This window comes from Thalassoglobus sp. JC818, from assembly GCF_040717535.1.
Lineage (GTDB): Bacteria > Planctomycetota > Planctomycetia > Planctomycetales > Planctomycetaceae > Thalassoglobus.
The window spans coordinates 893,053-914,683 of sequence record NZ_JBFEFI010000001.1 but is presented as its reverse complement, the minus strand read 5'-3'; the positions used below and the strand labels follow the sequence as shown (position 1 = coordinate 914,683).

The following is a 21,631-nucleotide window of genomic DNA, read 5'->3' as shown; positions in this document are numbered from 1 at the left end:
AGGTTTTGAATGACGTGACCGGAATTGGAAACGCGATCATCGTGATGTGCGGTCTCTATCTCGTGGGAGGGGGATTTGGCTGTCTCGTCGCAATGAGTGGCAGGCAGAGACGAATTCTGAATGGTTCGGTACTGCTCGTAGCGGTGACAGCATCTATCGCAAGTCTGTTTGCCGCTGCCGCTAAGGACGTGCCTTTCACTTTGCCGGTAGATCGTCCGCTGATCGTGCTTTTGTCGTTGTTGCTGTCGCTGACTGGGACAGCACTCTGGGCAGCTCCGATTTTCAAGTTGGTTGATGGAATTAACGATTCATCCGTCGGACTTTCTCGATACCTGTTCTTGTGCGGATCGCTGTTGACGCTTTGTGTTGTCTCTCTTCCCATCCTCTTGATGGCTGCCCTCACCTGCTGTCTATTTGCGGGGACCTTCTGTGAATTTGCCTCGGGGCGGTTGCAGCGGTCGGTCGACAAGCGGCAGGCCATCATCGTGCTGAGCGGATTGTGGGGAGGTTATCTGCTCGGCGAGTTGAGTTCGTACGAGCCGATTCGCAAGACTTCCGTGCTGCTGATTGTCGTGGGCCTGTTCGCGTCGCTTGAATGGATGTCAATCAAACGTGATGCCGCGAGCAATGAAGATTCCTCGATCGCTAATCTCCTCAGTCGCACGATCTTGCCGGTTCTGGCTGCTTCTGTGTTTCTGTTTCGATTCAGCTTGCTGAGTCAGTGGACGACTTCAGAAGCGTCTCTCCTCGCGGCAATCTCCATCTGTTGTCTTGGCCTGTGGGGATTGCGACTTCAATCGCAAATCGACTCGACTTCAAGAGGAAGAATTCTGACGAATGTGATTTTCGGCCAGGCAAATCTTGCAACCGTTCTGTCCGTCTGGTCGGCTCGAAATCCTCGCTTGTCTTGGGAGGAATCATCGAATCTGACTTCGCCCGACAGCTTGTTTTGTTTGATTCTCGTCATCGAATCGCTCGCTGCATTCGTCTACGTCTGGTCTTCGTTTGATCGATCGCATTGCGAGGAGGATGAAAACGAAAGGCCATCGCAATCGAAAATCTGGGAGATGGCCGCGACTCTCAGTCTCTGCGGTGTTCCTCCGCTTCCGGGAGCCTGGTGGCGACTGATGTTGTTCAATGCCCTGCTCTTGCCGCATCAACGTTCGGTTTTGACGCATCTCACCGAACCTCATCGAGGTTTCATCGCTCTGGCGATCGTCACCCTTCTCGTCAATCTGCTCCTTGCAACAGGTGGAATTCGACAGGCTCAGTTAATGAGCGCAGAATCACACGAGTCTGCTCGATCGATGCTCGGGAAATACTTGTGGTTGGCGGTAGGATGTGGCTTGGGATTGTATGTCACGCTGGCGATCGGTCAGTTTGCGTTGATGCCAGCCTGACGCAACCCATTGAAAGTCTTCACGAAAGAAGAAACGACGGAAAGAGATTTGATGGCAGAAATTAAAAGCGTGTGCGTCTTCTGTGGCTCTAGAACCGGACGCAATCCGCTGTACTCATCGACAGCTGCTGAGTTGGGGAAACGGTTGGCAAAGTCCGGGCGAACGCTCGTCTTCGGCGGTGGACACATCGGGCTGATGGGAGTCGTCGCGAATGCTACCTTGGAGCACGGAGGATCGGTCATCGGAGTCATCCCGGAATCGCTGCAGCAGAAAGAATTAGCGCATCCGGGAGTCCAAGACATGAGAATTGTCGACTCAATGCACACACGAAAAGCCATGATGGCTGAGGAAGCGGATGCCTTTATCGCATTGCCCGGCGGTCTGGGAACCTTCGAAGAACTCTGCGAAATCCTGACGTGGGCGCAGCTTGGATTTCATCGAAAGCCTGTCGCGCTGCTCAACGTGAACGGCTACTATGATCACCTGATTCAAATGATCGATCACGGAATCAGTGAAGGATTTATGTCCGACAACCATCGCAAGTTGGTGGCCGTCGTGGAATCGATCGATGAGTTCTTCACGCTGCTCGAGAATGCGACCAGTGTTCCCAGCGATGATGAATCGCTTTGGGAGAAAACGTGATCGTCTCCCTGAACTATCAGTGACTGCGATTAGCCGTTTCCGCCACTCATCATTTGATCAAATCGTTTTTGGACTTCCTCGGGAGTCACATCTTCAATGTGAGTGGCCAGCGACCAACTGTGTCCAAACGGATCGACAATCATTCCGCTGCGATCACCATAGAATTGGTCCTGAACTGGTCGCTTCGCAGTCGCTCCGGCGTCGACTGCACGTTGATAGACGGTGTCCACGTCCTCGAAGTAAATTGCCATGCTGATTGGGGACCCGTTGAAGTGCTCCGGACCATACACATCCATATCCGGGAATTCACTCGCCAACATTATGATCGAGTCACCGATTTCAAGTTCGGCATGTCCAACTGATCCTCCAGGGCCGGTGAGACGCATCCGCTCCACAGCTCCGAACACCTTTTTGTACCACTCGATTGCTTCATCAGCATTTTGAACAATGAGATATGCCTGAACTGCGTGGTAACCGTCGGGAACGTGATTGACGCTCATAGCATTGCCTGTTTGTGAACGGGAGTTTGACGGACCAGTGAATTGCGAGAAATGAGTCTTGAAGGTTAATGCGTCTCAAGTGAGATATCTACGTCGAACATGGTACTCGCTCGACTGCCTGCAGCGTTCCACGACTTCATAAAGTGAACAACGGCGCGAAGGCTGATCCTCAATCGTTATTGTGGTCTGAAGGTATCACGAGACACTCGAGAAGATCTTACTCTGCCCCGACTGGTGCCTCTTTGGCTGGTGTTACTCCTTCGATGGGTGTCACTTCTCTGGTTGATTCGGGAGCTTCTGAGGCACGCAGTTTCAGAGCCATCACTTCAGCCTGACGGCAGTAATCGATTGACTCACCGAGCAGTCTTGCTGCTTCCTGATCGGCGTGAAATCCTTTGGAGTTCTCACTGCTGATGAAATCCAGACGCCACATTCCCTTTCTCTGCAGATCAAGAATTGGTTTAAGCTGCTCCTCAGTCGCGCCAGCTGCCTCGGCATCGCGAATCGCGTCGAGCATGGCTGTCATTGCATCCGCTGCGCGAAGCATCAACGATTTGGTTCGGTCCTGAATGGTTTCGACACGTGCTTTCAGTTCTTCTTCAGGAACATTGTGGCAGACCTGACAGGAGTTGTTGATGTTGAGCATCGGGCTCTGCACCAAGTGGCTGCTGACTTTCATGGCCCCTTTTCGCTCGTAAGGCATGTGGCAGTCTGAGCAGCTGACACCGCTTCGAGCATGAATTCCCTGACTCCAGAGTTCGAATTCTGGATGCTGGGCTTTGTAGATCTTCGCTCCAGTTTCTCCATGCTTGTAATCGAAAAACTCGGTTCCGTCCGGGAAGAGATGTTCGTCGAAAGTTTGTTCGATCTGCTCTGCTTTGAGTCCATTTTCCCAAGGGAAGAACAGAGTTTCTTTTGTGGCACAGTAATATTCGACATGACACTGCCCACAAACGAATGATCGCATTTCCTGCCGGCTTGCGAGTTCGTTCGGATCGTATTTCTCCGCTCGCGATCCTTCTCGCCAGCGAGTGATGCTGGGGAGATGATGAACAGGCTCGTCGCTCTCAGCCAAAGCTTGAATTCCCATCACAAATCCAGGACGTGTGACGCGAATTTGCATTGACTGTGGATCGTGGCAGTCGATGCAACTCACAGGATGGGCTTGCCCGAGATGAGGATCTTCTGCCTCTTCTGAATCCGTTGACGGTTGATCATTGCTCGTTTTGACTTCAGATGTTCCTCCCGGGAATGGAGATTTCTGCTCACCGGTTGAACCATCGGGAGTCATAAGGACTTCTTTGTGAGCGGAGGGATAATCCATTTTACTGACAAGAACGAAGCCTTCGACGACAGCATCCCAGTTGAAGTCCTCAGCCAGCGTCTCTTCGTTTACTTCTTCCCCGAGAGCTTCCATTCCGAGACGGCGGTATGTGGGAATAATCGAAGCATGACAGTGCAAACACGCCCCACCCTGCGGCCGTTCAGTCACTCGCTTGGTGACTTCCTGATCATACAGCATGTAAGCGTGCCCACGGGCTTCTCTGTAATCGAGGCTGAATGCGTATCCAGCGTATAGCCGTTTCAACCAGGGGTAGGTTTCCAGCTTGCTGGTCGTCATCGCACTCGAGCCGCCGTATTCGGACTCTTCGGTATCAACCGATTGCAGATAGGTGTCGTATTGATTCGGCCAGTTGACTCCCCATGGCGCGGGATCAGTTGTGAGTTCGTCAACTTCGACAAGACGAACAAACGGCGTGCGCGCTTCCTGCTGGCGTTCGAAGATTGTCACCAGCACACCGGTCACAGCGAAGGTCGTCAAAGCCACTAAAAGAATGAGACCGACAAGCATGCCGACTTTGCTGAGTCCTGCTCGTGGGTGCATGGTGGAACTCCAAGTGACGCGTGCATTGACCGATTCGCGAGTTGGATGAATGACCATGTGGATCTCAGCTTTGGAGTGTCGAAAGGAATTACGTTGATAAAAATCTAGAATCGCGAAGTGTTAAAGTGTGTAAACCGAAATGTGTTCTATTGAGATTGAGTCTTAATACTACTTGTGTGCATGTCCCACATCGCTATGGCAATGAACACAGGAAAGTCCCTCCCGCTGAGCGTCATTGACCAGGAATTGATGCACGAAATCCTGATGGCAGTGCATACACGCATGCTGTGTAACGCGTCGATTTCGCGGCTTGATCTGAATTGGCTCGTGAAAGTTGTCCAACGTGAAAGCGATCGAGTGGAAGAAACCGTTGTCAGCTTTGGTCACATACTTTCCCACAAAATTGTGCGGGAGATGGCAGTCATTGCAGACAGCGAGATGGCGATGACTCGACTTTTGCCAGCTGTCGAAATGTGACTGCATAATGTGGCAGTTGGCACATGAAGCTGGGTCGTTGCTCAGGTAGCTGGCACCTTTTCCGTATCCGAAGGTGAATGTTCCCAGCCCGAAGAGAAGTCCGATCATTGCGGCGAGAATGACGGAGAAGACCCGGCCCCATTGTGATCGAGATGATTCCGAAGGCTTGGTTTTATTCTCACTCGACAAACTGCTTTGATCGACGATCGGACCAGTGTTGCCTTCGGAGTCCATTTTCTAGGCCTTCTTTTGAGCAGCGTGCCGAATACAAAGAATGAAACGAAATTGTCGCTGCAGAAGAGAAGTTTATATCTCTGAGGCAACATTGCAAGGATTGCGAACGACAATCCTGCGATCAGCAATGATGCGATTTTCGAAATGGTGTCTGGAGCTTCAGAGACTTCGTTGGATCATCGCGTCGTGGCTCTCTTGTGACGAGAGCAAGAAGAGAAGTCGGGATGCCAACTGCACACTTTGATCGACTACATCACTCCGTTGAAGATCTCTGCTTCTGTCGGAAGCGGTCGAGAGTTGACTTCATGAACCGCCTTCAACAATTGTGATTTTGCCTTGCGGTATTCGCGAGTCATCGAAGGTTCATAGCGATAGCGAACTTGAGCGTTTCGATGATCCCATGTGAGTAAAGTGAGACCGGTATGCATCTCCGGCTTGCGTTCGAGCTGCTGTGCCAGTTCCGTGCCCGGGAAAAGCGCAAAACGGCTGAGATTGATTCGATCGACGTCTGATCCATATGTGTCGAGAAAATCCAACGTTGAGTGAATATCCTCAGCCTGCTCTCCAGGAAATCCAAGCATCATCGTTGCTCGCGTCGATATCCCAGCTTTGCGAGCATCTTGAAAGAACTCGCCCAGGTGTTGAACTGTTGTCCCTTTCGCCATTCGGTCGTTCAGGCGTTGACTTCCAGACTCTAGGCCACAACTGATACGGACCATGCCGGCTTCTCGCGCTGCGCTCAAGTCTGATAGCGAAAGTCCATTGTCAGTGCGTCGATCGACGTGCACGACTCCGACCCACTCCCCTCCTGGTAAGCAGTTTTGGTACTCATTAATCAGCCCTCTCCACATGTCGAGGTCTGAGTTGAGTTTAATGTCGACAAAGAATGTTGAGTTTGCTTCATGCCGTTCACCGAGCGTTCGTAGTTCGTGGAGAACGCCTTCCAAACCACGAGAGCGAAACCGACCGATTCCGTTGACCGATTTTACATCCGAACAGAAGACGCACTTCCCCCATTGGCAACCTCTTCCGGTCATGACTGGAAGAATTCGATGTTCATATTTTTCCCATGGGAAGTCCTGATAGTCTGGGACAGGCAACTTCGAAAGGTCGGGAATGGGAAAAGCGGGCGGTCCAGAAGTTCCATTCGGCGAATGAACACCGGGATGTTGATCAAGCCCTGTTCCCTCGATTGCACTTCGAGCGATGTCAGCAATCGAGAACTCAATTTCCTGTCCAACGATTGCTGTCAGTCCGGGCAGGTCGCGCCAAGCTTTGATCGTCTCGAGAGAGTTGAAAGCCGGTCCACCGAGAAGCAGTGGAACATTGGCAGCCCGAGTTTCTTCGGCCATGAGTCGAACCGTCGGATAGTGATCCAGATACGCTGAGATCATGACCAAATCAGGCGATTGGTCACGAAGTGTCTCACGAAAACTTTGAAGCACTTGAGGCAGCGGTCGGCCTCGATTGTAGTACTTCCACATCGAATGCAGCGTGTCATGAACGCGCAACATGGCCGGGTGCGAAGAGAAATGAATCCGGCGTTTGAGGTGACTGAGTGGCGTATCGATTGTTTCTCGTGAGAATCCGCGTGCTCCGACGGAAAGTGGCGAGAAGACGGAGACATCAAATCCATTTTCTCGAAGGCCAGCCACGAGATAGCCGACAGCAATGTTTGGAATGCGAGAGGACTGGCAAAGGTCCACAACCAGTATTCGCTGCGGAGTATGCATGAGGCTGTTCACCGACCCTGAGTGTGACAGTTGCGAGGAGGGATCCGAGTTCTCTTCAAGCTGATCGCCCTCGGTCTGTGGAATGCTTGACTACAAAGTCATTCCGCCAGTCCGGCCGCTCTTCAATTGTTGACTACACTTACTCAGAATCCGACGCGTTTAATGTATAAGTGGACCCGTATGGACTGTCAAACAGTATCTTCGTTCGGTAGTGCTATTGGCAGGGAATTCTGTTGCACCTGAAAGCAAATCGGAAAAACCGCGGTAATTGTGTCGTGGACAAACTTCGAATGGAAATTCCATAAGCGATGAGAATTCATCGCTGGACGCACCTGATTCAATTCAGAGAGGTTTAGTAGCCGGTCGAACTATTGAGTTTTTCGAAGTCGATGTTTGGAAGATTGAGTTGGCGGCGGCATTCGTCGAGGATTTGCTGAGTCGCGCTGGCTCCACATCTTGTGACGCCGATTGTCCGCATTTCCAGGAGTGACTCGTATGTTCGAATCCCTCCCGCGGCTTTGATCTGCACATGCCGAGCACAGTGCGTTCGCATTAGTTTGAGATCTTCAACGGTCGCTCCTCTCGTTCCGAACCCGGTGGAAGTTTTGGCCCAGTCGGCGTTGAGGTCACTGCAGATTTCACACAGCCTGATTTTTTGTTCATCGTTGAGATAGCAGTTCTCAAAGATGACCTTCACCTGACGATCAGCTTTGTGCGCAACGTCGATGACCGCACGAATGTCCTCGCGAACTTCATCCCACTGCCCGCTTCGGACGCGACTGATGTTGACGACCATGTCGAGTTCCTGGCAACCATCTGCGATGGCTCGTTCTGCTTCGAAACGTTTTGCGTCGGTCGATTGTGCTCCGTGAGGAAAACCGATCGTGGTCGATGTCCGGACTGTGCTTCCTTTCAGCATCTTCGTGCACAGGGGCATCGCGTAGGGAAGAATGCAGACGCTGGCAACGTCGTAAGCGAGGGCGAGCCGAATTCCGTTGACGATATCTGTTTCGGTCAGGGTTGGGGTGAGGATGGCGTGATCAATCATCTTGGAAAGATCGGAGTAGCTTAATTCTGTGGTCGACATGTTTTCTTTCAGTTGTTCCGCCCGTCTCAGACAGTGAGGTGATTCACTATTGAATTGGTGTTGCTGGCTGCGAACGCATCTTGTCTCCCAAGAGGTGTGATCGCAAGTTGCTCGACGCTGTGAGGCATTGGGCGGCTCAAAACTCCGAACTCACATTGGTGACGATGGCAGAAAATACAATTCGAGATTTTGCGTACACGCGGACACTTTTGCTTCAGATTTTGAGTGTTTGAGACGGAGACTGCGTTTTTGTCATCAGACATGCGCAATCAGAAGCTTGGATTGAGATCAGCTGGAATACGCCTGTCTTCAGAATGATTTATTCCGATGTCCGGTTGGGAAGTTTAGGGGAAGCCGGAGGGCGTTTTCGAGGCGAAATTCATCTCCCGAAAGTTGGCACGGCGAATGCGATTAATCCTCAAGTGAAGCGAGTGAATTCTTCCTCGCACTGTCCTTCAAAACTCAGGAGTGATCCATGAAATTTTTTCTCCCAGCAATGTTGTTCTCTTCAGCGTGCCTTTTCTCTGCAGCTGCGCAAGCGGTCGATACTCACGTCCAGACGTCCGATAACGGAAGCGTCCTCCCCTTCTACGGCAACTCAGGCACCCAACAAACAATCTCCGGATATCCCAATTACTCTTCACCCAACTACTCAACACAGCAGTACGTTCAACCGACGCAATACGTCGTGCCTTCGAATATGAGTCCGACTTCGCCTCAGTATTTCGATCAGCGACCTAAGCAATACCAGACTCAGTATCAGCCACCGCGACAGCACGTTGCTCCGGCTCCGTACTCGCAACCCAACCAGTATTCGCCTCCGCCGAGATTCAGACAGGATGGAGTCTCTCCTGTTTACACAACTCCGACGAATTCCGGATACCCAACATCGACGTACCCAACCTCACCTTGTCAGTCCGGCCAGTGTGCTCCATGCCAGAATATGCCCAACCCGGCGATTCAACCTGGATACACGCAGCAGCGTCCGTCGCTGTTCCAATCGTTGATGATGCCGTTTCAGTACATGGGATCAGCTCTGACCGGCTATACGCCAACCAATCAGGCGTATCCCAGCTACTACAACGGAAACTACTCCGGATACCGACAGTACTAGAGCATTTTCTGATTTTGTGTGCACGATCTCGCACGAGCAAGCACAGCCATTTAACTTATGAAACAGTTCAAGCGAGTGCACAGGAAAGAGCAACTTGCTCTAAGCGATCGAACTGGTTAATCGAAATCGAAACCGCTGACTGATGCGGAATCAGCAATACGCTGTTCCGGTACAAATTGAGGAGCCGTTTGACAGGCACCTCGCTGACACGAGAAAACTGGCCATGACAGCCCTTTCTCGTTTTTCTTCGGGCTTGCTCATCAGGATTCCCGCTTTGGAATTCCATCTGTTCGGCCTTGCGAACGGCCCACGCAGCATTCTTCGCCATCAGTTGGTTGAGTGACTGGTCTTGAGTCAAGTCGCAGCGACAAGCACAAATCAGTGCATTTCTTCTTCCGGCGACTGCAAACCGTTCTTGTGGTGAACTAGACTTGGCTTTCATCCTCGACGTGCGACAGAACTGTCGTAAGCGAATTTCGCTTTCTTCGCTTGGACGAGGTTGTGAACACCACATTGTGACTTGCTCAAGAACGACCTGAAACGACGATGACCGACCTTCCAGAATTGACCGGCCAAAGAGCTCTGATCACTGGCATTACAGGACAAGATGGCTCCTACCTTGCCGAACATCTCATCGGTCGCGGATACGAAGTCTGGGGGATCGTTCGTCGATGTTCGACAGACAACAAATCTCGCTTGAGTGAAGTCCTCGGAAACCCAGCCAAAGCAAGTCGCCTGCATCTCGTGGATGGTGACATGTGCGATTCCTCATCGTTGAGGAATGCCGTCGCTGCGTCTCGGCCAAGTGAAGTCTACAATCTGGCTGCGCAATCGCATGTGAAGGTTTCGTTTGAAGTCCCAGAGTACACCGCCGACGTGTGTGGTCTTGGGGTCGTCCGATTGCTCGAAGCGATCCGAGAGTGCCAACCGGATGCTCGGTTCTATCAGGCATCGTCGTCAGAGTTGTACGGCAAGGTTGTTGAGACTCCTCAGACGGAGGAAACTCCTTTTCATCCGCGCAGCCCTTATGCCGCCGCGAAAGCCTTCGCTTACAACATCACTCGCAATTATCGAGAAGCTTACGGAATGTTTTCCGTGAACGGGATTCTGTTCAATCACGAGTCTCCACGCCGTGGAGAAAATTTTGTGACGAGAAAGATTACGCTGGCGGTGGGAAATATCCTCGCTGGGAAACAAAAGGAACTTCGGCTGGGAAATCTCGATGCTCAGCGGGACTGGGGATTCGCAGGGGACTACGTCGAGGCGATGTGGTTGATGCTTCAGCAGGACCAACCCGAAGATTACGTGATCGCCACCGGGAAGACTTTTTCCGTCCGACAATTCTGCGAACGCGCATTCGCCTACGCCGGGATGCCGATTACCTGGTCCGGAGAAGGAACTGACGAAGTCGGAATCGGACCATCAGGCGACGTCCTCATCCGAATTGATCCGAAATTCTTCCGACCTGCCGAAGTCGATCTGTTGATCGGCGACGCAACCAAAGCGAAGGAGCAACTCGGCTGGACTCCACGCGTCAGCTTCGAAGCTTTGGCAGAAATGATGGTCGAAGCTGATCGTTGTGCAGAATGAAGCTGCGCAACATTGGATCATCACTCACATCGTCGTGTTCATCGGGCACTTTCCGAGGTTCAATCTGAATCTTCTCGATAGACATCATTGAGTGTAGCGCCGTGAGTATTTTTCCATTCGACCCAACCGTTTGCTGATCTCCCCAGCACTATTCCTGCAGCCGTACTTGGTGAGGAGAACAGATAGTCTTCCTTAAAGACAAATTGGCCTTCAACCTCTTCAAGCACGCCCGCAGCAATCAGCCGTTCACGATGAGGAGTCACGCTGGAGGTTGCCGATGGCGTCACTTGGATGCGAGCCTTGCTCCCCGAATGAACAACGAACCCCTCTTCTACCAATTCACCTTTTCCATCACTCCCCCCACCTTGGCAGTAGAAGATTTCAGATGAGCGATTTGGCTTCGAGATCGGTTCGAAGACGGGGTATCCGAGTGATGAAACAAGAGTACTGATTGTTTCGAAGACGTCGAGTAACTCAGCTTCCATCGGTTCTGGTACGTAGTTAGAAGAAACGGGTACCTGACCATTTTCGAGATTGTAACGACCAACTTCTTTAGCTCGTTGCATGCAATACCACTCCAGATATCTGATGTGGGCTTGAGTGAAGTTTTGAGTCTTCGAAACACAGAAGATCGCGGTCTTCCAAAACGACTTGGTCTTGTTGTGGCTGTCGAATCGGTTTCGTCCATCTTCGGATTGCCCGATGTAGACGACAGGTTTGGCTTCGTCTTCAACATCGCCAAACAAAAAGTAGACCCCTGGGAGGTCGAGTTCTTTGCGACGCTTACCTTGAGCGAGGTCGCTCCGAGGAATCAGAACTGCTTGAACGATTCGAGTCGTGATTTCGGCAATCCGAATACCTCTCGGTTCACCGGTTGGTAGATAAATCTGGATCGTCTTCGCGGTTGCTGTTGTCATTAAGTTTAGCCCACTAGTACGTCGGAGAAACATGTTGGAGAAATCAACTCACCCCAAACTCGCTCAGGATCAGTTTGGCGACATCGATGTCACGGTAGTCTTCCGCTTCGAGTGGTGTCGATGAGATGAGGACTCCGGGGACTCCCGGGTAGCCGTGTGAGCCTTTGACGAGTGTTGCGTCGAGGGGAGTTTGTTTGCTTGGCATGTCGATGAACATTTCAACGGGGTCGTAGCCCGGTTTTCGATGAATGTCGACTGTTCGCGCAAATGATGGAGCTTTGGCGTCGTCGTTCCACCAGTAATAGGCGAACCAGGCATCCGGTTTGGAAATGAGAACGATTTCGCCCGATCGTGGATGATTTAGATGATATTTATCTCGCTCGCTTCCGACGAGAACTTCATCGACCAGCGGATGATCTCTGAAGAGCTTGGCGACTGATTCAATCGTCTGTTCTTCTTTTACGAAGACATGAGCTAGCTGGTGATCAACCATCGCCCAAGCTGGGGATTCGCCGGGGACGAGGTATTCCAGACCGTCACGCTCGTCGAGGTGGAGGTAACCTGCATCTCGCAAAACGCGGTTCGGATAAGCAACATCGTTCACTTCGGTGATGACATATTCACTTGCGATCAGCCACCGAATTTCTCCCATTCCGGAAGACTCATAGCCTTCGATGAGTCGACCGAGTGACTCGTCGAGATCGATGACTGCCTGCTGGGCTTCGGGGCTGTTGGGGCCAAGCTTCTGGGCTGCATAGTCGAGATGCGTGATGTAAATGTAAGAGAACTGCGGTTTGAATTGATGAGCTGCCTTGATTGCTGAATCGATAATCCAATTGCTCGACTTGATATTGGCGATCGGCCCCCAGAAGTTCATTAACGGGAAGTGCCCCAATTCATCGCGAAGTTCTCCGTAGAGTTCTTGAGGTTTGGTATAACACCAAAGCGACTCCGATCCGTCGGGGTTGTGGATCGGTGCAGGCGTGCAGATGTAGTCAGCCCCTGCTCCTTTGGAGTGCATTGGAAACCACACCGCCGAGGTGATCGATGGATCGTGAGTGTGCAATTGATCCCAGATTTGTGGAGCTTCGAAGCACTCGTTCCAGGCAGTCCAGAGTTCCACTTCTCCTTTGTCGCGATAGAAAAATCCGTTGGCGATCACACCATGTTCGTCCGGCAAAACCCCGGTGGTCAGGTTCGCCTGCACGGGACAAGTAACACACGGGAATGACGCCTGTAGTGGGCGAGCAGCTCCTCGCTGAGCGATCTTCTGCAGGTTGGGCATCTGCGCCAGATCTTCGGCTCGCAGACCGGGGATCGAAACAAGAACGGTTGTCATCGGCATGATTTTCTCGCCTCTCAGCAATGATCTCAGTGGTTGGTGATTCTGCTGTGACTCAAGAGCATGTAGATCGGCTTGAGTTCAGCAGATTTTATGACTGGTGGGATGATTCGTTCGCTCTGGCGAATTCGCGGAGACCGGATGGATGTACCGTCTCAACATGGCATAATGACAGCTTGAAACTCATTCGAACGAACGATTAGTCATCAGCTTCGAGTGGTTTGCGTTGCCACTTTCCGCGATGAATAGGAAGACCAAGCTTGCGTTTCTTGCGTTCGTAGCTTGTCTGATAGTCCATGTCATCTTCTGGCGGACGTTCGGTGGGAGCGGGCAGTGTATCGAACTTTGGGTGATGATCGAGGAGCGAGGAAATGACACCGAAGTATTCTTCGACATCTGTCCATGAGTGGAAGAGTCCGCCGGGGACAAGCAGATTCGCACATTGATCGACGAACTTGTCGTTGACGATTCTTCGTGACCGATGCTTTCGCTTCCACCACGGATCGGGAAAGTAGACGTGAATCGCATCGACAGAATGAGGAGTGATCATCTTGTTGAGCGGAACATTCGCATCCCCTCCAATCACGCGTGCGTTCGTCAGGTTTCTGCGTTTCAATCGCGCAGCCCCTCGTCGTCCCTCTCGGAAATCAATTTCGAGTCCCAGAAAGTTACGGTCCGGACACGCTTCTGACGCGTGAACCAGGAACAGTCCCCGACCACAGCCGATGTCGATTTCGACAGGATTGTCGTTGCCGAAAAATTCGGCCCAATCAAGTCGGCCGTCGTACCGTTCCTCAATGTCATCATGAGCAAAGAAGAATGGCTTCAGGTCAACTGAGGGAGGTGATTTTTGCATGGTCTACTTCAAGTTCATTCCGCAGAAACCCGGATTATAGAGCATTTCGAATGCATTTCCTGCTCGCGACGAATGAATTCGCGAGCAAATCTCCCAATGTCCGCAAGTCCCTGCATCGCGGTGCTTTGGAGGATATCAGTACAGACGCACTCGATGCTTTTCTCGCTCCGGAGATTATGCCTCGCCCGGGAGAATCCTGACTGAGAATTGGTTCGACTTACCGAGTCTTGCGAAAGCCTCTTCGACTCTCAGTTGTGCGACTCTTTTTTCGAGAAGAGGTGCGGGAATCGTTCTCGCACCGGCGGACCGTCGCGGTCTCCTTGCGTCCAGTTGCGTAACGATTCGAGCGCTCGCTGGCCTCGATGAAAGTACGGTCGATCGAGAGATTCAAAGTGAATGGTGAATTCATCGCGACTCGTTTCCCTCCAGTTCTCGGGAAGTTCAACGAATCCTCTGTCTTGCATCCACTCTACGAGAATGAGTGCGATCTCGTAGTGCCCTTCAAAACTTGGATGTACATGATCGACAAGCCACTGGTCGCCCAGAATGTGCGTCGTAGTTTGTTCCTCCAGTTGTTCATGCAGATTCAGCAATGGAACTTCGCGCTCGTCCGAGACTTTCTTCATGCTCTCTTCGAGAGGGGTCGTCATGCGAAGCGGACAGACATCAAGATCGCGAGCATTTACATAGGCAGCCCGGGCTTCGGTGTGCTGACCTGCGATCTCCAGGCACTGACCATATTCGTACCAGTTGTCTGCAGAGTGAGGATCGATCAAGGCGATTTCCGACCAAACGCGAATCGCTTCTCGTAAGTCGGTCCGGTAGTAATCGCGAGCCGATTCTCGAAGGCTCTTGACCTCTTCCAATTGTTCCGCGGTGATGGTTTCCATCGGTTCCGATTTGAAGGGAGGTTGTCCGCTCAGATTCGAAGGTGGAAGCATGAACAGCAGCGGGACATTCGCCTGCTGAGTGAGAGAAACCATTCGGTTCAGATTTGATTCGTAGTGCTTGGCCACTGCCCGACTGTGAGCAAAGTCTCGACGGAAGGCTTCGATTCCATTGCGGTAGTCGAGGATGGCATCGGCATCTGCAGCAAGAGTTGTCGATGGAGAATTTCCACCTGCGAACACGTTTGCTGCAAGCTGCACAGTGCGGCGTTTCAAGAACCAGTCCGACGGAGTTTGAATCCACGTCGGCAGCGATTTGATCGCAGCATAGCTTCGATCTTCAAGAAACTCATTGTGCCCGGAACAGACAACGATCAAGTCAGGCTCGTATTGAAGACACTCCTTAAGGATCGGGACAAGTCGATAGCTGGCATACGACACTCCTCCGCAGTTGATGACTTCCCACTGGCGATTGGGGACCGATGTCTCGAGCGCTATTCGTGCGAATGTGGGGAACGACGTCTCGATCGAATAGGGCCTCCCCTGCACTGTTGAACCGCCGAGAACGAAAACTCGAAAGGTCTGATCGGCCTTCTTCGCAGGGAATGCATCGGGAGCGAAGAACTTCAGTCGACGATTTGAAATCACGTATTCGTCGCGGTCTTCGTCGAGTTCGAAGAGCGGAGAAACTTCTGAGAAGCCGACAAACGGATCGTCGCCGAGATCGTCTTCACCGACCCCTGCAACGACGAGGGCAATCTCGAGAAGAATGAATGGAATGAGCGCAAGCAACAAAGCAGCGCAACGGAACAGCGTTCGTCGATTGCGGGAACGACTCACCGAGTTTTTTGGCGGTTTTTCGTGGGGAAGTTGAGTGGTCATTGATGAGAGAAATTTGAGACCAATTTTGAGTTGTCCCGTGTGAGAGTGACGTCCTCTCACGCAACAGATTATAATCCAACCCTCGCCACTTCTCCCACCAAGGAATACCGAATGACTTCAATGACTCGCCGCGACCTTCTTAAAACGACTTCGGCTGCCGCGTTGGCCTATGCCTCATCAGGTCCATTAATCGCAAATCAGGGAGAGCTCCCCTCGCAGAAACTCAATGTCGGTGTGATGGGACTCAGCCGTGGCCGATCGTTGGCCGTTTCTTATGCACGTCAACCGGGTGTCAATGTGAAGTATGTCTGCGACGTGGATTCGTCTCGGGCGGGAAGTGCTGTCGCTCAGCTGGAGAAAGACACGAATCAGGTACCAGAGCCGATTACCGATTATCGACGCATGCTCGATGATCCCGAGCTCGATATCTTTGTCTGTGCTGCTCCCAATCACTGGCATGCTCCTGCCACAATTCTTGCTTGCGCCGCAGGCAAGCATGTCTACTGCGAAAAGCCTTGCAGCCACAATCCGTGGGAAGGCGAAATGATGATCAAAGCAGCTCGTCATCATGATCGAGCTGTCCAACTGGGAACTCAACGTCGAAGCAATCCCGGCTACATTGATGCGATTACGAAAATGCACGAAGGCATCATTGGAAACGTCTACTGTGCCCGATCTTGGTACAACAACCTGCGAGATACGATCGGCGTTGGTCGCTTTGCAGAGGTCCCGGGCAATCTCGATTACGAACTGTGGCAAGGACCAGCTCCACGCGTTCCGTATTACGACAACCGCATCCACTACAACTGGCACTGGCTGTGGCATTGGGGAAATGGAGAGCTCGGCAACAACGGAATTCATGCTCTTGACATCTGTCGATGGGGATTGGGCGTTGACTTCCCGACGTCAGTTGTGTCCAGCGGTGGACGGTATGCGTTCGAAGACGATCAGCAGACGCCGGACACGAATATCGTGACCTTCGAATTCCCGGAAGGAAAACAAATCTCCTGGCAGGGATTGAGTTGCAACCGACACAAAGACTCATCCGGCTTCGTCGCTTTTTATGGCGACAAAGGGGCTTGCGAGATCGATGGAGGGGGGAACTACAAGTTCTTCGATCGGAATGACAAGGTCATTGATGAGGGAACGTCATCGCTTGAGAATGAGCCGCACGTCGACAATCTCATTCAGGCGATTCGGGCAGGCGAGCATCAAAACCTGAATGCCGAGATCGAAATCGGTCATCGAAGCACGCTGCTTTGCCATCTCGGAAATATTTCCTATCAGACGCAATCTGCTCTGCAATGTGATCCGACCAACGGACACATTCTCGGCAATCCACAAGCTCAGAATCTCTGGAAGCGAGAGTACGAGCCAGGTTGGACACCACAGATTTAGCAGTTCCCGAAAGAGACTTTGTGACTCTCATTGAGCCCAATTGAACACGATCCACTGAGGCGTTGGTTGTCCAACATTCAGTGGATCGTCTTTTGTCAATGACAGCTTTTCGAGCGAGAGTGTCTGCCGGCTCAGCGATGGCTGCTATTCCGAAGCAACGGATGATGTTTGTTCTCGATTCATCATTTCCACAGCCTGAAATCTCGAGCGAAAACGCAGCCGGTCAATCCAGGTCGCTCTCCGCAAATTGGGGACGTCAGAGTCAACAATGTGACGTTTGCCTGTGCGTGTGATCAGAACGATTGACCCGTCGCTTTGAACTTCATCAACGACCCAGAATTTGTCGATGCAGTAGACGTATTGATCCCCACCCGGAGACGGTTTGATGTCTCGTGCTCGGGGACCCGGGTGTGAACTCCACTTGGTCTTATGGTAGATGACCCAGTCGCCCGTCTGAAATTCTTGTCCTCTTCCCTTCACCATCGCTGTGTCTCGATCCAATCCAGAGTCATTGACGATTTGGCCAATATTGCAGTAAAAGTGATGATCAATCAACAGTTGTCTATGCTCTGATTGAATTTTCCATTGATTGAAATTGAATGGTTCGATCTTCTCACCACAACTTGCACGATCGAATGAATGTACAGGCGTTCTTTCAGGAATCGCTTCTCCTCAGACGGCAAAACTGCGAATGTGCGATCGCAGCATCCGTTGGGAAGATCTCGTTTCAACAAGTGGAGAGAGACTGAAGAGTATGTCTCAATTCAGTTGCTGGTTGGTTAACCCGTCGACCGCTTAAACGTGAAGAAGGAGAGCGCTCGTGGAACCCCTCAACATCCTGGGAGTGATGGTGTTGATTGGATTTGTGCTCTGGAGCATTCACCGGAGTCGAAACGCTGTCCTGACGCTCGTTATCGACAACAACAAGTTGACGGAGTCGGCCGGAATTTCGGATCGATGTGCGAGCGAGATTGATCAGTTTGTGAGACAGGATCTCGAGGTGTCGACGAGAGTCACCGTCCGCGGATATCGCGCCCCGCAAGGCGGGATTCGCTACGAAATACGCGGAGCGAACCTGGATGCCGGGACGGAACAGCAAATTCGCAACTTTCTCAAACAGGTTGTCTGCATTCCGACCAGGTGTTGAGAAGTCATTCACTCATAATCTTTGGAAGCAGTCCGACGCATCGTTGACTGAGAGTTTGCCAACTTCATCCAACTCTGGATTGATCTATCGCTGATAGATCGGGAGATACCGGTACTCGACCGCGAGTGCGAGCACGGCCAGCGAGGTGGCGTAGATGCGTCCCGCCTGACGTTCGCTTCCCGAGCGGGGCGTCCATCCTCCGTCATCGTCCTGTTGAGGAAGGAGCAAGGTGACCAAGTGCTCGTGGTTTAAGTCAGCAACATCACCGCCGATCTTGAACAGGCCGATGCCCGTATAGTACGCTCCGTAAAAGAAGTAGCTTGATCGGTCACGAAGCGGATTCTCAGCAAGCCATTCAGCTCCTCCCAGTGCTTCCTTGGAGTGGTGGGCTCCGCAAACTTCGAGACACGTGATGCCAGTGCCGGTCAATGTGGGAGTCGGGCCATTGCCGGGCTGATAACCAAACCCCTGATCGTTTCGTCCAGCACAGTTGCGGACATAGTCGACGGCAGCGTCGATCGCTTCAGCAGGCACATCACAGCCAATGTCTTTCGCAGCACGCAGTGCCAAAACTTGCCAGCCCGTGACACTCAGGTCGCTGTCACGGCTGTTGGTCTGATACCGCCAGCCGCCACGATGTCGATCGTTCTTCGCGACCGATTGTGACTCAAGAATCAGAAGAATTGCTTTCTCGAGAGCACGTCGAACAATCGGCTCGTCTGCTTCGTCCATCATTCCGACAACTTCGGCGAGCATGAGAGTGCAGATTCCGTGACTGTACATCGGACCGTGGCTACGCTGCTGATGCACCAGCATTCCGTTGGGCTGTTGATGTTCGACGACCCAGCGCACACCCTGATTGATCTGTTCCCCGTAAGGTCCTTCCCCTGGAACATGACCTGCCGCGAGAAACGACATGACTGCCAGCGAAGTGATCGCCGTTGATTCGCCCCATGATTCTGTCCGCCAGGCCCCGACATCTGTTTGCTGTGAGGAAAGAAACTGCACAGCCCGGACGATGGATTCATCGACATCTGCTGGAGAGTAATCCTGACCGAACGCCTCGGACGGAAAACCCCACAGGCTCATCATCCCGACAAGCAAGAATGCAATTTTAAATTGTTGCCGCGACATGAGGGCTCTTCCCCCGGAAAAGTGCAATAGAACCAGAACGCACTGGGCAATTGTAATGAATTCGTTTTTCAAGTCGCGAATCAATTCGAACTCTGGTCCGCACTTTCTTCGGAGTCTTTCTCCTCCTGCGATTCATCGGATGGTGAAAGTTTCAATTGGAGGATTCGAGCAAGCTCCTTGATGGGAGCTTCATGATCGTCGACTCGCAGGTCAATCATGCGGTCATTGAAACCGCCGTACCCTGCCCCGTCTTTGACGACGAGAATCGCCGCTGATTGACGACCACGGATATCCCCCCCGGATTGATCAGCGGCCTGCAAGGCTTCCATGACTCTCCAGGCGAGAGGTTTCTCGGACTTTTCATATGCGGCAGCCATGTTCTCGATCACTTCCGGTCCCGCCAGAATATTTCCCTGACAGGCATAATGATTTCCGGTTTTCCCGCCGCACCAAGGAAGGCATTCTTCACCCGTAAATGTGGCTGCGTTTCCTGAACGATCGACAATCCCGACTTGCCGTTTTTGCTTTTGCTCGTCCGCTTCTATGAGTGTTTCGAGAACTTCTTCGGCAGATTTTCCGTCACGCAGCAATGCCAGACCGTTTGGGCCATAGGACGTGTTTGCCAGGCTCTGTGTCGCGATCGCACCCGCATCCGATTCTGCCCAGGGGACCACATGGCCGACCGCCAGGAATTTGGAAGCGACTCCAATCGCCCAGGCTTCCTCTTCCGGGTCGTATGCGACGATTGAAAACGTGGCGACGATCTGAGGTCGGTCGCTGTCGGGAGTCGGTTCGTCGGCGCATAAATGATGAGACAACAGCACACAGAGGGCGCTGATCAATCCAACAACTTTCATCAGGGGTTCCAGATTCTCTGGTCAGGTTTCATTGGGGGCAGTGACACACTCGTGTCGACCCAGGAAGATTATCCAAACTTCGTCGTCAGTTTTCCATCAAGCTTCGATCCGAGCGGAGCGCGGGATCGATTCCACGTGCTCTGACGAACTCATTCGCGGATTCGTTGCAGAAATCGAGCCAAAACGAAAGACTGCGCGAAAGAGAGTCAGTTTTCACTCGTCTTTTGGTCGGTGGACCGATTCTCTGGACGAGTTTGTTGTTCTTCTGCGACCTTGTGATGTTCGATCGCTGGAGCGGAAAATTGTTCCCAGGCTGAGGACAATGAGCGAAATGTAAGCTCCCCAGAGTGAGAGATTTCCGGGCAATTGGGGAGGCCCGACAGGGAAAAACGCCGTGATCGCTCCGGCTGCAAGACAGACGATCACACCTTCAACCCAAAGCTGATACCAACACAAGGAGACCGCCGCCAAGAAAAGAACGTGTGAGAGCGTATGAATACAGAGAAAAGGCCACATGGCAGGCCAACCAATCAAGGTGTATATCGCAAATCCTGGAGCTGGAATTTCTCTCGGTAAGGCTGGGAGAAAGAAGAACGTGACCCAGAGAGCTATGGGAATGAGGAGCCAGAGTTGGTGAGTCGTCTGCTGTTTCACTGTCTTCAAATTTCAGATGAATTCATCCATCGCATCGGCTCGCCGAGGAGAAGATCCATCGCGTGATCACTGAGGAAGTGGAAATTACAAACGGAGTGCAAAATTGACGCAACATTCACAGCGAGATAACTTCAAATAAGACGTTTGGTGACCGTTAGCGATACTTAATCTTAACACTCGGACAAGAAGATCACGAATTGTGAACAGCAAAACATCTAACGAAAACGCGACTGTCGTTGTCGCTCAGATGCTGATTCGAAAACCAGTGGAAGATGTTTTCGAGGCGATCAGTAATCCGGAAATCACGACCAGATTCTGGTTTTCGCGGAGTAGCGGCAAGCTCGCGCCCGAAAAGAAGGTCCGCTGGGATTGGGAGATGTTTGGGGTCGGGGACACTCTGACCGTGAAAGAGTACGAAGAGAATTCTCGCTTACTGATCGAGTGGGAATCAGATCCGACGATTGTTGAATGGCGATTCGAACCGCGCGATGATGCAAGCACACTGGTGACAATTTCGAACTGGGGATTCACCGGAACGTGTGAGGAGGTTCTTCCGCAGGCTGTTGATTCGAAAGGCGGATACACAATGGTTCTGGCTGGGATGAAAGCCTGGCTGGAGTTTGGGATCGAACTCAATCTCGTTCGAGATCAGTTTCCCGATGGCTGTTCTGCCTGAATGTGACTCTGGATTCTCAGGCGGGACTCGAGATCACAAGTTTGCGTTTCGGATGATCTGAGAAGCTTTGATTGGAGGCAGACTCATGCGCCCCTGCCCTGTTTGTGGAAAGGCATTGGAAAATCAGATTCGAGTCTGTCCGGAGTGCGAGACTGATTTGTCGCTGAAAGCAAGGCAGTCAACTCGGACGAGATCCTCAGAGGCTAGGCCTTCTGCCGC

The 21,631-nt window shown here is 52.0% G+C and carries 22 protein-coding genes; 8 read left to right on the top strand and 14 right to left on the bottom strand.

Translation table 11 applies throughout. The annotated features are described in order from the left end of the window. Nucleotides 1–5: 5 nt before the first annotated feature. Both AB1L42_RS03285 and AB1L42_RS03280 read left to right on the top strand, forming a co-directional pair. A complete protein-coding gene (locus AB1L42_RS03285) occupies nucleotides 6–1,400 on the top strand; it encodes a hypothetical protein (protein WP_367051150.1) in 1,395 nt (464 codons plus the stop codon). 51 nt (nucleotides 1,401–1,451) lie between these two features. Further along, complete coding sequence (locus AB1L42_RS03280; RefSeq protein WP_367051148.1) at nucleotides 1,452–2,042, top strand: TIGR00730 family Rossman fold protein; 591 nt, start codon at nucleotides 1,452–1,454, stop codon at nucleotides 2,040–2,042. Nucleotides 2,043–2,071: 29 nt separating this feature from the next. Here AB1L42_RS03280 and AB1L42_RS03275 read toward each other — a convergent pair whose 3' ends face one another. From AB1L42_RS03275 to deoC, 5 genes are all read right to left on the bottom strand, one after another. Next, the gene (locus tag AB1L42_RS03275; RefSeq protein ID WP_367051146.1) at nucleotides 2,072–2,542 is read right to left on the bottom strand and encodes a VOC family protein; all 471 of its coding nucleotides are present in this window, start codon (nucleotides 2,540–2,542) and stop codon (nucleotides 2,072–2,074) included. Nucleotides 2,543–2,759: 217 nt separating this feature from the next. Beyond that, nucleotides 2,760–4,394 (bottom strand): ammonia-forming cytochrome c nitrite reductase subunit c552, encoded by a 1,635-nt coding sequence (locus AB1L42_RS03270; RefSeq protein ID WP_367051698.1) that lies wholly within the window; start codon nucleotides 4,392–4,394, stop codon nucleotides 2,760–2,762. Nucleotides 4,395–4,595: 201 nt separating this feature from the next. Beyond that, complete coding sequence (nrfH, locus tag AB1L42_RS03265; RefSeq protein WP_367051144.1) at nucleotides 4,596–5,138, bottom strand: cytochrome c nitrite reductase small subunit; 543 nt, start codon at nucleotides 5,136–5,138, stop codon at nucleotides 4,596–4,598. Nucleotides 5,139–5,386: 248 nt separating this feature from the next. Further along, a complete protein-coding gene (locus tag AB1L42_RS03260) occupies nucleotides 5,387–6,871 on the bottom strand; it encodes a radical SAM protein (RefSeq protein ID WP_367051141.1) in 1,485 nt (494 codons plus the stop codon). A gap of 352 nt (nucleotides 6,872–7,223) precedes the next feature. Then, nucleotides 7,224–7,958: a deoxyribose-phosphate aldolase gene (gene deoC, locus AB1L42_RS03255; protein ID WP_367051139.1), complete on the bottom strand. Its 735-nt coding sequence runs from the start codon at nucleotides 7,956–7,958 to the stop codon at nucleotides 7,224–7,226. Nucleotides 7,959–8,433: 475 nt separating this feature from the next. Here deoC and AB1L42_RS03250 point away from each other — a divergent pair, with 475 nt between their 5' ends. Continuing rightward, on the top strand, nucleotides 8,434–9,072 hold the full coding sequence (locus tag AB1L42_RS03250) for a hypothetical protein (RefSeq protein WP_367051137.1): 639 nt from the start codon (nucleotides 8,434–8,436) through the stop codon (nucleotides 9,070–9,072). Between the two features lie 67 nt (nucleotides 9,073–9,139). On the opposite strand, the gene AB1L42_RS03245 is transcribed toward AB1L42_RS03250, so the two are convergent. After that, nucleotides 9,140–9,514, bottom strand: a complete 375-nt coding sequence (locus AB1L42_RS03245; protein ID WP_367051135.1) for a hypothetical protein — start codon at nucleotides 9,512–9,514, stop codon at nucleotides 9,140–9,142. A gap of 104 nt (nucleotides 9,515–9,618) precedes the next feature. Between AB1L42_RS03245 and gmd the strand changes: the two genes are divergently transcribed. Further along, the gene (gene gmd, locus AB1L42_RS03240; protein ID WP_367051133.1) at nucleotides 9,619–10,662 is read left to right on the top strand and encodes a GDP-mannose 4,6-dehydratase; all 1,044 of its coding nucleotides are present in this window, start codon (nucleotides 9,619–9,621) and stop codon (nucleotides 10,660–10,662) included. Between the two features lie 59 nt (nucleotides 10,663–10,721). Here gmd and AB1L42_RS03235 read toward each other — a convergent pair whose 3' ends face one another. The 3 genes from AB1L42_RS03235 to trmB all read right to left on the bottom strand — a co-directional run bounded on the left by AB1L42_RS03235 (nucleotide 10,722) and on the right by trmB (nucleotide 13,777). Beyond that, nucleotides 10,722–11,579, bottom strand: a complete 858-nt coding sequence (locus AB1L42_RS03235) for a GIY-YIG nuclease family protein (RefSeq protein WP_367051131.1) — start codon at nucleotides 11,577–11,579, stop codon at nucleotides 10,722–10,724. 43 nt (nucleotides 11,580–11,622) lie between these two features. Further along, entirely contained in the window at nucleotides 11,623–12,924 is a 1,302-nt protein-coding gene (locus tag AB1L42_RS03230; protein ID WP_367051129.1) for a nucleotide pyrophosphatase/phosphodiesterase family protein, read from the bottom strand. A gap of 196 nt (nucleotides 12,925–13,120) precedes the next feature. Then, nucleotides 13,121–13,777, bottom strand: a complete 657-nt coding sequence (trmB, locus tag AB1L42_RS03225; protein WP_367051128.1) for a tRNA (guanosine(46)-N7)-methyltransferase TrmB — start codon at nucleotides 13,775–13,777, stop codon at nucleotides 13,121–13,123. Nucleotides 13,778–13,827: 50 nt separating this feature from the next. Here trmB and AB1L42_RS03220 point away from each other — a divergent pair, with 50 nt between their 5' ends. Further along, nucleotides 13,828–13,977 carry a hypothetical protein gene (locus AB1L42_RS03220; RefSeq protein ID WP_367051127.1) on the top strand — a complete coding sequence of 50 codons (150 nt, stop codon included), beginning with the start codon at nucleotides 13,828–13,830 and terminating at the stop codon, nucleotides 13,975–13,977. Between the two features lie 48 nt (nucleotides 13,978–14,025). On the opposite strand, the gene AB1L42_RS03215 is transcribed toward AB1L42_RS03220, so the two are convergent. Further along, nucleotides 14,026–15,546, bottom strand: coding sequence for an SGNH/GDSL hydrolase family protein (locus AB1L42_RS03215; protein ID WP_367051126.1), 1,521 nt, complete (start codon nucleotides 15,544–15,546; stop codon nucleotides 14,026–14,028). Nucleotides 15,547–15,657: 111 nt separating this feature from the next. On the opposite strand from AB1L42_RS03215, the gene AB1L42_RS03210 reads away from it, so the two are divergent. Beyond that, the gene (locus tag AB1L42_RS03210) at nucleotides 15,658–16,944 is read left to right on the top strand and encodes a Gfo/Idh/MocA family oxidoreductase (RefSeq protein WP_367051124.1); all 1,287 of its coding nucleotides are present in this window, start codon (nucleotides 15,658–15,660) and stop codon (nucleotides 16,942–16,944) included. Nucleotides 16,945–17,088: 144 nt separating this feature from the next. Here the strand turns inward: AB1L42_RS03210 and AB1L42_RS03205 are convergent, their stop codons facing one another. Then, nucleotides 17,089–17,427 carry a hypothetical protein gene (locus tag AB1L42_RS03205; protein WP_367051122.1) on the bottom strand — a complete coding sequence of 113 codons (339 nt, stop codon included), beginning with the start codon at nucleotides 17,425–17,427 and terminating at the stop codon, nucleotides 17,089–17,091. A 337-nt stretch (nucleotides 17,428–17,764) separates the two neighbouring features. Between AB1L42_RS03205 and AB1L42_RS03200 the strand changes: the two genes are divergently transcribed. Then, entirely contained in the window at nucleotides 17,765–18,091 is a 327-nt protein-coding gene (locus tag AB1L42_RS03200; protein WP_367051120.1) for a hypothetical protein, read from the top strand. An 84-nt stretch (nucleotides 18,092–18,175) separates the two neighbouring features. Here the strand turns inward: AB1L42_RS03200 and AB1L42_RS03195 are convergent, their stop codons facing one another. From AB1L42_RS03195 to AB1L42_RS03185, 3 genes are all read right to left on the bottom strand, one after another. After that, nucleotides 18,176–19,225 (bottom strand): prenyltransferase/squalene oxidase repeat-containing protein, encoded by a 1,050-nt coding sequence (locus AB1L42_RS03195; RefSeq protein WP_367051118.1) that lies wholly within the window; start codon nucleotides 19,223–19,225, stop codon nucleotides 18,176–18,178. 80 nt (nucleotides 19,226–19,305) lie between these two features. After that, entirely contained in the window at nucleotides 19,306–20,082 is a 777-nt protein-coding gene (locus AB1L42_RS03190; RefSeq protein ID WP_367051116.1) for a DUF1028 domain-containing protein, read from the bottom strand. A 213-nt stretch (nucleotides 20,083–20,295) separates the two neighbouring features. Further along, nucleotides 20,296–20,736 (bottom strand): hypothetical protein, encoded by a 441-nt coding sequence (locus AB1L42_RS03185; protein WP_367051114.1) that lies wholly within the window; start codon nucleotides 20,734–20,736, stop codon nucleotides 20,296–20,298. A gap of 247 nt (nucleotides 20,737–20,983) precedes the next feature. On the opposite strand from AB1L42_RS03185, the gene AB1L42_RS03180 reads away from it, so the two are divergent. Beyond that, a complete protein-coding gene (locus AB1L42_RS03180) occupies nucleotides 20,984–21,412 on the top strand; it encodes an SRPBCC family protein (RefSeq protein ID WP_367051696.1) in 429 nt (142 codons plus the stop codon). Nucleotides 21,413–21,631 lie beyond the last annotated feature (219 nt).